This is a genomic window from Microcoleus sp. BR0-C5, from assembly GCF_036705045.1.
Lineage (GTDB): Bacteria > Cyanobacteriota > Cyanobacteriia > Cyanobacteriales > Microcoleaceae > Microcoleus.
On the sequence record NZ_JAUBTR010000075.1, the window covers coordinates 21373 to 32302 of the forward strand.

The following is a 10930-nucleotide window of genomic DNA, read 5'->3' on the forward strand; positions in this document are numbered from 1 at the left end:
TGTGACTTTTGGCTTTTGGCTTTTGAGTTTTGACTTCTGACTTTGGTTAAACCGAAGCTGCTAAAGCTCGAGCTAATTGTTGAGCAGTTTGAAAGCGATCCCCAGGCTTAGCTGCCGTGGTTCGCAAAATGGTGTCCCGCAGCTTGGGGGCGATCGTCGGAATATTTTCAAGCTTAAACCCGTAACCTCCAGCTATTTTCCCGTAAAAGTTTTGAGGGCTTTGGGCCGTGAGCAAAAAAATCAAAGTAGGCCCAATAGCATATAAATCCGACTGAGGGAGAGGCTGTCCCCGGTCTTGTTCTGGTGCGGTGTAGCCTTCAACGCCGATGCGAGTGCCCGGAGGAGTGCCGATTTCTTTAACGGCACCAAAATCCAGCACTGTAATGCAATTGTCGCGGTGGCGCACCAGCAAATTAGCAGGTTTAATATCCCGGTGGACGATCGGGGGTTTTTGAGAGTGAATGTAGTCCAAAACCTCACAGGTTTGGATCATCCACTCTATTGCTTGTTGGGGAGCAACAGGCCCGCGGTTGTAGATGCGTTTTTCTAAATCCTCGCCGTGGAGCATTTCCATCACCAAGTATTTTTTGCCCCCTTCCACAAAAAAGTCAAAAAACTGAGGAATTCCCGGATGGTGGAGGGCCTTGAGAGTTTTAGCTTCACGTTCAAACAGTTCTTGAGCTTTGGCGATTTGAGCCATATCAGCATTCATTTCCTTGAGGACTACCAGAGAAGCTGCTGGGGAACTTCCGGGTTGTTGAGCTTTCGCTTTCTCTCGATCCCAGGCTAAAGTCGTTGTCCCCATACCGCCTTGGCCCAAAGTTCTCAACACTTGGTAGTGTCGGACAGTGCGATCGACTTTAATCGGTTCGCCACAGTGGATGCAGAATAAATTCCCCGGCGGGTTTCCCGTGTGGGTACACCTCGGTGCCACGAGATTGACGTTGGGGTTCGCCTTAATTTTGCCGCCGAGTTCAATAGTAATAACTTGGAATTGCAGAATTGGGCCGCCCCGCGCCAACTGGATCAGGGCACCGTCGGATATCCAACCCTGAGACATGAGAATACCGTTTACCAAAGTGCCATTTGTCCCGGAATTGACTAAATACCACTGGCTGGATCTCCCGCTATTAACTCTTTGCAATTCCAGATGCTGCCGTGACACTAGAGCATTGGGGATCACAACGTGATTTTCTGGAGAGCGGCCGATGCGAATAATGGATTCGCTCTCGAAACTCCACTGTTGCAGGGGGGTCTGTTTGTCTGGATCTAAAAGAGTCAGCAGCATTTTCGCTTGATGTGGTTGAACTCCCTGATGTGGCAGTGAGAGTTGGCGGGAATTTACAGATTAGGGGCGTAGGGCTTTGAAAAATTAGAAATTAAAAATTAATTATGAGCTTCACCGGTGAGTTTCACGAAAACTTTATAATATCCTGATTATGATTAAAGATTCCATAAACAATTAAGTTATAAAGAGTTTGTTGGGAACAATTATCCGTAAAAATTAAGAGATGTCGATCGCTCCTTAAAACATACTTGCTCGATTTAACACTTTAAACTACAAAAAGTAGGTAAACAATCGCTAAACTTTTACGTAAATTTGCTGTAGCAGGAGGTTGTGATTTACGTCCCCCATCATGTATGGCCGGCAATTCCCGCCTAGGCTACATTGCCCCGACAGCGATCGGGTATAAAACAGATTTCGCATCAGCCCACCTGCTGCCTCACTTCATTTTAGTTGATTTTTTTGGATTAAACTAACTCTTTCTGTAGGATAAAACTCTTTCATCTAGGAGTAATCCACTCACTATAAAGCCAGTTTTCCCCCCAGATTATCAGAACCGACTCTCAAAATTCAAGCTACTGATAAATGGTTAGCCCTCAACAGCTTTTCTGCAATCGTATGGGGCTGTAATCAGTTTTTGAGCAATCAAACGGAAGCTGTTTCAACACCGGATTCCTAATAGCAGAGCAAGCAGTAAAGCCTGGTTCAGAAACGGCCGAAGTTTTATCCTTTCTCTGCAATAATTGCAGGCTTAACCCAGGCGGTCGCGGGGGAAAGCACCACCTTTGAAAAAGTTGGCAGCATCCAAGTTCTAAAATCGAAATGCGCCTACCTGCGCCCGAATGATAATTGCCGTGATATTGTCGTGACCGTTGCGTTTGTTGCCCAGTTCAATCAATTGGGCAACTCCCTGGTCGAGATCAGCTTGGGGATTGAACAGGGGTTCGAGAGTGTTCTGCCAGTGAGTTTCCAACAAATCATTATCTGTCAGGCCGTCGGAAGCCAAAATTAATAAGGTATCTTCGCACAAGTCTAAAAACTGCACGTCAGGCTTGAGAAAATTACTGTCTCGCGGGCCGAGGGCTTGAGTTAGTTGATAGGCGTCGGGACGGGCATAAGCAGTTTCCGGGTCAACCCCGCGCTTAATTTCGCGCTGACCTACTTCGTGGTCTGAGGTGATTTTTTCTAGGGTTTGTCCCTTTCTCAGTCGGTAGAGGCGGCTGTCGCCGACGTGGGCAACGGCGAATTGGGTGTCTTGAACTAAGACTGCGACTAGAGTTGTACCCATGCGGGCGCTGCCGGAGCGTCCGTCCTTTTGATTGATTTCAAAGATGGCTTTGTTGGCTAGCAGCACTCCCTCGCGGATGGTGTCTGCAGGAGGTAGTTGATTTTCCCAACAGGTTTGAAAGAATTCTCTGAGGGTTTCAGCGGCTAGTTGACTGGCTACTTCTCCGCTGTCGTGTCCGCCCATGCCGTCGCAGAGAATGTAAAGCCCTTTGGTTTGAAAAATGCGACCGAAGGAACTTTCGAGTTTGTTGAGCTGAGTCCAGATGCTGAAGAAGTCTTCGTTGTGGTCGCGCGTGCGGCCAACATCGGTGAGGCCTGCGTCTTCTAAGCTGTAAATCTGGAGTGGCATGGGCTGGGTTAAGACCTCGCCAACTTCGGGGGGGGACTCGTCGGGGCTGCGGTAATGCCTGCGCGTCGGGGTTGAGCTTGGTGAAGGTGCGGGTTGGAGTTCGAGGGGAACTGTTTCTAGGCGCGATCGCAATTCTTCGATTGTGTTAATCTCGCCTCTGTACATTTGTTGCAGCAGTTCGAGCAATGCGCCAAACTGAGTGCGATGATCGGACTGGCTAAATATCACCTGCCACAATTGCCCCAAATCTACCAGTTGCAGGTTGGAGCCCGCGGGTTCGGGATAGAGGTATTGCAGTCGCAAAGAAGCCAAGGAAAAGGAAGAGTCGGGGTTGACTCGCAAATTTGTCAGTTCCAACAAGCTTTGCCGACAGCGCCAGGGTTCTAGGGCAGCCCACAGTTCTGTCATTTCGTGTAGCCAGTATAAAATTTGCTGGGTGGAAGTTTCGGGTTGACTCCACCGTTCTACCAGCAGCGGCCATTGGGAGCAGTCTTCTAGCAGCAGGACTGCCTGTTCGTTGTCTGACCAGCTATCGTGAATGACTGGCAGGTTTTGAGAGAATTGCCACCGCAGTGCCAGATAAGGTTCAGCTATGCCTTGGCAAAGCTCTGCTAAGGCGGAATTGGTTGAATTTTCTCCGCTGATTGCTGCGCTATAGGGGGATGTTCGTCGGGCGACGCTGGCAGAGTTGGCTGCTAGCATGGCTTTGAGGGGTGACATTTCCAGCGGCTGACAGTCCAATACTGTTACTGCTACTGTGTCTGAGCGTTTTCTCGGCGGCACGGTTTCTAGGAGTTGGTAGCGCTGCTGAGTGTCTAAATAAGCTCCTGCTGGCTGGGAAGGGATTAAATATTCTGAATTGGCGATGGGGAATTCTGGAGATTGGGGGGAGATGTCAGCTATGTTTGGGCTGTCGGGGTTCTCGGTTGCTTCGTGGATTTGTTGAGGCTGTGGTGCGGTTGTAAAATGCTGCTCAGATCGGGTTATTTCGCGCTCTGGTGCTGTAGTAGAGCTTTTTTCTGTTGTTTGAAAGGATGGTGGTGCGATCGCCCCCACGGCTACCACAGGGTCAATTTCTATGCTGCTGAATTCGGCGACTTCGGTCAGTGGAGAAGTTGGTTCGACTGCTGTTGGGGGTTCGGCTGGGGTGGTTATTTCTGTTTTAATGGCGTCTGTGATTGGTTCAGGAGAGTTTTGGCGCCTTGCGATTTCTGGAACCCTCTCTGGTTTTTGGGGAAACTCGGCTGGGGGTAGGGTGGACTCGTCTGCCTCGACTGCTGGAAAATTCGATCGACCGCAGATAATCGCCCGCCACACTTGACCTGTTGCGACACCGCAATTCTGACATAATGCGGCGCTAAAAGCGACTTGGGCACCGCATTCGTGGCAAGGTTTGTAAATTAGGGAATTTCCGCATTGTTGACAAAATTTGTTTGGATTGGGATTTTCAAATTGGCAGCGGGGACAGAGAAGCATAGGGGTTTTAAATTGGATATGGGCGATCGAGTTTGGCGGTGGGGAGTTTTGGGTTGTGGCCTGTGAGTTAGGAGTTATGAGTTTTGGGTCTGACTCGCAACGGATAACTCCCATTGCCCTATGCCTTATTTTATCGGGATGAATTCAGAACTAAGATATTTCTTAGAACTGAGATGTTGCATCCGTGTCAGGAATAAGCCTCTTAAGCCAGATCCACAAAAACCTCTCTCGCTTCAGGGGCGAGAAAGCCAGCCCCACCGGCCGATCGCGAGTGCGGGCCCGACAAGAAAAGTTATCTCATCAGTGGAACTGTCATCCTGCCTATGCTTAACAATGGTGCTAGATATCAGTTAGAACTCACATCTTGCACCATTCTCAATAAGCTTTTATGAACAGGCAAGATGCCTGTTCCACAAGAAAACTCTTTGTGGAACAGGCATCTTGCCTGTTCCTGAGAATGGTGCAAGATGTGAGTTAGAAGGGATTTGCTGTAGAATCTTCTTGGAAAACGGTCTCTCGGGCGATCGACACAATGGTGGACAGGGGTACTTCAGAGAAATATTTCCGCCGGAATTGTTCTTCGGAGACTGCTGCTAGGAATTGCGCTGCAAAACGGGCGGCGATGGGGGAATTTGGCACGGAGGATTGGATGGATTGGCTATCTAATAACGGTTGGGAGATTTGCTTTGGCGCGTCTTCCTGGTGTGCGGTTTCGGGTTGTCGGGTGATGTGGAAAGCTCGATCGCGATAATGGATTTGAAAACCGAGATATGTTAGGGTTTTGAACCCTAGTTGCAGCGATGTGTCGCTGATGCCGAGTTTTTGGCGGAGTTGTTGTCTGGTGACGGTTTTTTTTGTGCGGCTGAGGTATTTGGCGATGCCGATTAGCTGTTGGCAGATTTGCTGTGGGGGTACGAGTGGGGGTAATGTGTAGGCGATCGCAAGTTTTTTCTGAGTGTGCTGTGCTTGCCGAAACCAGATCCGCAGTTCGTCCCAGCTTGCGGGGCATTCTTTGAGGACGATCGAGTTTTCGCGATCGACCTTTTCGGAATTGTAAACTAGATTGTCGATCGGCATTGGAGATTCTAAGTTTGTGCTGGCTGCTAACAACTCTTCATCATTATTTCTATTGCGCCAGTCTACAATCCAATCTATTTTAGTGGACGCATTGATTTGGTTATCTTCCGTGCGTTCCCGCACTGCTACGAGGCGCACTTCATACCGCGATTTGTAAGTATTAAAATCTAGTTCCACGGTGACATCGCAGCGACCTTGGGGAACTTCATTTTGATTATGCCCCCACCAAATGCCGGGAAATCCCATATCGCTAGATTCATCCCGGATTGTAAATTCTGTTTTGATATATTCTATTTTTTGCCCTTTCAAATCCTTGATTTTTTGATTCCATAGATTTTCAAACCAGCAGTTTTCAATCAGCAATTTGGGTGCGGGGTTGCCCATACCGCAGGGTTCGAGCAATTTTAGTTCTTGAAATAAGTCTTTGCCTAATTCGGAGACAGTAATTTTTAGGTCGGCTTGAACGGGGGCGGCTGTTAAACTATCGGTGCTGTATTGTTGCCGCAGTTGCTGATTTACCGCCTCGGTAAATAGAGGGAGATTTTCAACAGGGAGACTCAATCCGGCGGCGAAGGGATGACCACCAAATCTGTCCAATAAATGCGCTTGGTCTTTGACTAATTGGTAAAGGTCAATTTGATTAGCGGAACGGGCGGAACCCCTGGCAATTTTGGATGGGAAAAGTGTTGGTGATTCTGAATCTAATAAGGATATAAATTGCGTTTCCGGGGAATTTTCATTAATTTCTTCGCTTCCTTCTGTGCTGAATAAAATCGCGGGGCGTCCGTATTCTTGGGCGATTTGTCCTGCTACTAATCCTAATACTCCTACGGGCCATTGGGGGTCGCTGAGGACGATGACGCTAGTGGTTGAGAGGTCGAGTTTGGCTAGTTTGTAGGCGGCATCTTTGGCAACATCTTTTTGTAAAGATTTGCGCCGGGAGTTGGCAATTTCGGTTAAATTTGCTAGTTCTTCGCAGCGTTTTTTGTCGCGGCTGGTGAGGAGTTCTACGCAGAAGCTGGCGTCACCTTGAATGCGGCTGACGGCGTTGATTCGGGGGCCGAGGCCGAAGGAAATGTCGGTTGGGCGATCGCCCGATCTATTGCACAGTTCGAGCAATTTTGCAACTCCTGGGCGGGTGGGATTTGCGATTTGTTTTTGCAGTTGTTGGATGCCGATTTGTGCTAGGTAGCGGCTGTCTCCTGTAAGTTGGACTAAATCGGCAATTAAGCCGATCGCTACTAATTCTAATAAATCTGTGAGCGGGCGCTGCGGAATATCCGGTAATGTGTGATACAGTGCTTCAACTAATTTGTAAGCTACTCCCACTCCTGAGAGGTTAAATAGTTGGTGGCTTGGGGGAAAGTAGCGGGGATTGATAATGGCTGTAGCTGGCGGGCGATCGTCCGGTAATGTATGATGGTCGGTAATAATTGTATCGATATTTAAGCTAGTCGCATATTCGATTTCGGCGATGTTTGTACTGCCGGTATCGCAGGTAATAATTAAGCTAATTCCCGATTTTGCTAAGGCGTCTATTCCCGGAATATTGAGTCCGTGAGATTCGGTTAAGCGGTTGGGAATATAATAAATTAGTTGGTCGTTTTGAGTAAAAAATTCTCCTAGTCCATCCCACAAAACGGAGGTTGAGGTAATGCCGTCGGCGTCGAAGTCTCCCCAAATTGCGACTTTTTCTGCGCTGTTTCGTGCTTGCTGGATTCTTTCTATCGCCCAGTTCATTTCTAGTCCGAATTCAAAAGGACTTGCTGGTTGGTAAAGTTGGGGATTTAAGAAACCGGGTATTTGTTCGGGGTTTTGAATTCCTCTATACCACAGAAGTGCGGCGGCATAGTTTCCGGGGAGTTCGGGTGCATGGTTCCTGACAGCTTGGATTAGCCAAGCTGGGGGTTGGGGTAAGGGTTGATTTTGCCAGGTTTGAGGGGTTTCTATCATTAGATTTTAGATTTTAGATTTTTACCACCGATGAATCCGAGGGCTTGTTTGTTTAAATAAAACTTAAGCGAGTCACTGGGTCCCCGGCTCTGCCTGGGAACCCATTTCCAGAGGCTCTGCCTCGCTTACGATCGGGAAAATTGGAGGCAGAGCCTCCGTATCTGCGTTACCAGGCAGAGCCTAGTAACGAGTAAAATTTGGGGGGTTTGTTTATATATTAAATATATATTTCGTCGATTATAGCAAGATTTGGTAGCCAATCTGTGGGAGTTTCTGCGGAAAGATTGGGTGAGAAAGCTGTGTTGTCTGTTGTACGGTTGCAGCGAGTGGCAAATTGACAGGAATTGCAAAGATTGGAACTAATTTCTACTTGGGGTAAGAATTCGCCGCCTTCGGTATAGCGCTGTCGCCAGTCGGTTAGCTGCTGCAATAGGTGGGTTAAATCTTGTTTTGTGCGATCGTGTTCTGTTTGGTTGTAATAAAATGTGAGTTTTTGCGGCGGTTCTTCTCCTTGCAATTGTACGAACCAGTATGTCATTGAAACTTGTTCGGGGGAATAGTCGCTGGTTTCTACTAAGACGTATAAATAGAGGCGAGTTTGCCAACTTTCGGCTATCCATTTTGATTTTTGAGGGCGGGGATAGGTTTTCCAGTCGAGAATTTGGGCGGCGTTTGGTTCTGCTATTAGCAAGTCATAGATAACGGTGAATAGGTAGTCTTGGAAAATTAGGGTGCGGGGGTGTTCGGCTTGGCGGAAAATTCGCTCGCTATTTTCTGAATTAGCGAAAAGTTCGGGTGCGGTGTTGATAAATGCTGCCACGCAGCGTCCCAGTTCGGGGTCTTGTTGGATGATAAATTCAATGGGAAGTCCGAGTTCTCGCTGCTGCATTAATAGGTGAAAGTGGCTTCCCCATGTGAGTTTTTCTTTGTGTTCTGGGGATGCGGTGGTGGCTAGGAGTTCTAGGTAGCTGTGTTGGAATTTGCGGGGGCATTCTTCGAGGATTTTGAGTTGGGTTTGGGATAGTCTGAGCATTTTTTTAGGATTTTATATTTTATATTTTTTATGATTGTAAGGGGGATCGATCTTTTTTTAACCGCAGATGTCGGCAGATGGACGCAGATAAACGCAGATAAATTAGGGCGATCGCGTTTTTGGAGTAGAGTGCGATCGCACTTTTTTTTCCCATGTGCGAATGCTTATGGATTTGTCTTGAGGTTTTTGTAGTGTAACTCTGCTAACTGTTCGTAAGCTTCTTCTCAGCTAAATCTGTATCAATCTCTTCTCGATTAGCATGATAATACGTTAAAGCTGCATAAACTTGTGCGATCGATAAATGAGTCATCAGCCTAGCAATTTCTTCGGCACTGTTACCCTGCTTGTACAAAACGGCGATGCGGCGGACAGAAGTACCAGTTTCAGCAATAATCGGACGGCCGCCTCGAAGGTTGGGATCGCGGATAATTAAAGTCCCGATGTCTACTACAGTTGTTGTCATACATTTTCTCAAGTCAGTTAACTTGATTATATAGATTTATTATAAAAATGTGTAACTGTTTATGATCCTGACGCTTCTATTCGATCGATCATTGCGTAAAATTTTGATAAAAAGTAAGGGCGATTCCCTACGGGATAGCTACGCTTCACGCACTTTTCGCCAACCTCTCTACAACTTCCCAATTTGTTGAGCAAACCACATCGCCGCCGTCCCATTTCCCTCACCCAAAAGTTTTAAAGTCTCCGATAGTAAAGCAATTGGCAAGCCCTCAAGGGCTCCGGAAATTTCGCATTCCTGATATTTCCCGTTTTCCTGCAAGCGAAATGCCAAAACTCTTTCGCCCTTAATATCTACTACCCAATACTCAGGAATTCCCAACGCAGCATAAAACCGCTTCTTTTCATCTAAATCGCTCGCCAAAGTAGTATCGGAAGTTTCTACCACTAAATCGGGAATTCTCGATTGATTCAGATTGATTCGCCGCGGTTCCCCTTTTTGCCACTGGATGAATTCTCCGCCAATATATAAAATTATATCCGGCGCACCTCCTCCCACCTTTGGCTTCTCAATTACACATCCACCTAAATCATCGAAAGCTTGTCCTCCTTTGCTGACAAACCAGGCGTAAAATACCAGTGTCAAGAGGTTGTTAAATCTGGCGTGCTGAGGCCCTTCATTACCCATGTCTATCCAAAGATATCCTTCAAAAAAAAATATTCTGGCTTCCTCCAAAGATGGATCTTCGCAGGCTGCTACATAATCTTCCCACGTCGCGGCTTGCCATTGGGGAATTTCGCCCACTTGAGACACGATGAATTTTGCAGTTGTAGAAGTCATGATTTAAAAGCAAATTGAGGATAAAATTATCCTAACTTAAGTCGCTATTTATAGCCAAAGGAAGAAGGAAGGCACTACAGGGATACACGAATGAATTATCGAGTCTGAGTCATTCTTAAAAAGGAAGAAGGACAATACAAGAAACATCGACTTGCAGTCAGACGAAGGGGCGGGCACGGGGGCACCGCCCCTACAAATGGCGATCGCAATCCTTGTGCTTATCGAATTGCTGTGGGCGCCACCATTGGTACTTCTAAGTCTGGTTGCAAGTCAAAGACTACGACAAGCGTTGCTTGAGGCATCAGTTGACGCAGACACAGCAAGTGTCCGTCAGCATCCGATCGACTGCGAAATCGCCCCACAATCGCCCGCTGCATACTGGGCATGAGTTTGGCGATCGCCCAAGGGTAAATGCGTTTTTGGTACGCGATCGCACTAGGATTCGCAGTTAATCCCTGTTGATAACCGTTTTGTGGCATGATGGTTTAGTATCCTCTATGGACTACAGGAAAGGGCGTTAGTAAGTCTCTTGCCGGAAATCGACTAACGCCTCTACTACTATGATTAAACATCAAACTCACCTCATGTGTCAATACTTGGCGCTAAATATTCACACTTGCTATATTAAAAGGTTTATTCAGCTATGGATTTGAGAGCCTTGAGAGAACGTGCAGGGCTGACAATCTTAGACGTAGCACGGGAACTAGAATGCGCGGAGTCTTCAATTCGCAACTGGGAAAAAAGCCGAACCTTGCCAAAGATGGAAGTTTGGCAAGTATTCCGAATGCGAGATTTGTATCGATGTAGCGAAGCGGAGTTGATGCTAGCTGTCAGAAAGTCAATGCCGACGGAAAAGAAAGAACAGACAAAACTGACGGAGTAAGAATCCTCTGGATTTATTAGAGAATGTAAAGTCTTGTAGGGGCGGGTTTTACAGACAATAATTGTCTAAAATCGATCATCTTTTAAACCCGCCCCCACCCAACGGCAAATCCCCATCTACCTGTAGGATCAGGTTTATGAAACTGTGGGCTTTGCAATTAGGTCTGGGCGGGTTTTTGAGATTGTGGGTCTTAGGCTGAGATTTTTCGTAAAACCCGCCCCTTGTATCTTAAAAGAGTCAGGCGATAGATCGCTACGTCAGTCAGTTGATCGAGCCGTCAATCAGGC

At 47.2% G+C, this 10930-nt stretch carries 8 protein-coding genes; 1 reads left to right on the forward strand and 7 read right to left on the reverse strand.

Going from position 1 to position 10930, the window contains the following annotated elements:
• Window positions 1-46 precede the first annotated feature (46 nt).
• The 7 genes from QUB08_RS26100 to QUB08_RS26130 all read right to left on the reverse strand — a co-directional run bounded on the left by QUB08_RS26100 (window position 47) and on the right by QUB08_RS26130 (window position 10239).
• Window positions 47-1288, reverse strand: coding sequence for a protein kinase domain-containing protein (locus QUB08_RS26100; protein ID WP_333228425.1), 1242 nt, complete (start codon window positions 1286-1288; stop codon window positions 47-49).
• 808 nt (window positions 1289-2096) lie between these two features.
• Window positions 2097-4397: a serine/threonine phosphatase gene (locus QUB08_RS26105; protein ID WP_333228427.1), complete on the reverse strand. Its 2301-nt coding sequence runs from the start codon at window positions 4395-4397 to the stop codon at window positions 2097-2099.
• A gap of 474 nt (window positions 4398-4871) precedes the next feature.
• Window positions 4872-7427 (reverse strand): DHH family phosphoesterase, encoded by a 2556-nt coding sequence (locus QUB08_RS26110; RefSeq protein ID WP_333228429.1) that lies wholly within the window; start codon window positions 7425-7427, stop codon window positions 4872-4874.
• A 217-nt stretch (window positions 7428-7644) separates the two neighbouring features.
• Entirely contained in the window at window positions 7645-8460 is an 816-nt protein-coding gene (locus tag QUB08_RS26115) for a PD-(D/E)XK nuclease family protein (protein ID WP_333228431.1), read from the reverse strand.
• A 202-nt stretch (window positions 8461-8662) separates the two neighbouring features.
• Window positions 8663-8923 carry a DUF433 domain-containing protein gene (locus tag QUB08_RS26120; RefSeq protein ID WP_333228433.1) on the reverse strand — a complete coding sequence of 87 codons (261 nt, stop codon included), beginning with the start codon at window positions 8921-8923 and terminating at the stop codon, window positions 8663-8665.
• Between the two features lie 168 nt (window positions 8924-9091).
• Window positions 9092-9760: a Uma2 family endonuclease gene (locus QUB08_RS26125; protein WP_333228434.1), complete on the reverse strand. Its 669-nt coding sequence runs from the start codon at window positions 9758-9760 to the stop codon at window positions 9092-9094.
• A 218-nt stretch (window positions 9761-9978) separates the two neighbouring features.
• Complete coding sequence (locus QUB08_RS26130; RefSeq protein WP_333228436.1) at window positions 9979-10239, reverse strand: hypothetical protein; 261 nt, start codon at window positions 10237-10239, stop codon at window positions 9979-9981.
• Window positions 10240-10403: 164 nt separating this feature from the next.
• Between QUB08_RS26130 and QUB08_RS26135 the strand changes: the two genes are divergently transcribed.
• Entirely contained in the window at window positions 10404-10643 is a 240-nt protein-coding gene (locus tag QUB08_RS26135) for a helix-turn-helix transcriptional regulator (RefSeq protein ID WP_333228438.1), read from the forward strand.
• The last annotated feature ends 287 nt before the right edge of the window (window positions 10644-10930 follow it).